General features: G+C 69.7%; 1 protein-coding gene. It reads right to left on the reverse strand.

Annotation, left to right across the window (positions count from 1 at the left end):
• A partial coding sequence (locus BIV23_RS44975; protein ID WP_071386763.1) for an AEC family transporter occupies positions 1 to 716 on the reverse strand: 716 nt, incomplete at its 3' end.
• Positions 717 to 768 lie beyond the last annotated feature (52 nt).

A 768-nucleotide genomic window follows, 5' to 3' on the forward strand; every position in this document is an offset into this window, starting at 1 on the left:
GCCACGGCCGGTTGGCCCAGGGACTTCAACGCCACCGACAGCAGGACCAGTTGACGGTCCCGCCCCCGGCCAGGGGCCGTGCTGCCGTGCAACGACATGCCGAAGGTGAGCAACGCCGCCGGGACGGACATGTTGCCGATCAGGGTCAGCGGATTCATCACCGGGCCCGGTACGTGCCAGCCTGCCGCCGACACCACCACCCCCGACAGCGAGCCGATCGCTATCGGGTTGCGGAGCGGGGTCAGCAGGCGCTGCCACAGCCCGCCCTTCTCGCCCATGCCCGACAGGTCCAGGATCGTCAGCGCCAGCGGAGTCACCAGGACCACCTGGAACAACAACACAGGCGCCACCAGGCTCGCGTCACCCAGGACGTACGCTGCGATCGGGATGCCGAGGTTGCCCGAGTTGACGTAGCCGGAGCACAGGGCGCCGATCGTCGTACGGCCCGCGTCCCAGCCGCGTAGCACGCCGATCGCCGCGAAGAAGGCGGCCACCGCGGCCGTGCTCAGCGCCGTCACCAGCAGGCGCGAGGAGAAGAGGACCGACAGGTCGGCCTTCGCGAGCGTCGTGAAGAGGAGCGCGGGGCCCGCCACCGTGAAGGCCAGCCGGGTGAGGACCTCGATGCCCTGGTCACCGAGGGTGCCGCGGCGGCCGAGGCCGTAGCCCACCGCGATGACGATCGCGATCACCGCGAAACCGCTCAGCACCCCCTCCACAGGGCCAACCCTCTACGGAACAAGGTGTCCCGGTCAATGTGATCTACATCGG

Source organism: Streptomyces monashensis (assembly GCF_001866665.1).
Classification (GTDB): domain Bacteria; phylum Actinomycetota; class Actinomycetes; order Streptomycetales; family Streptomycetaceae; genus Streptomyces; species Streptomyces monashensis.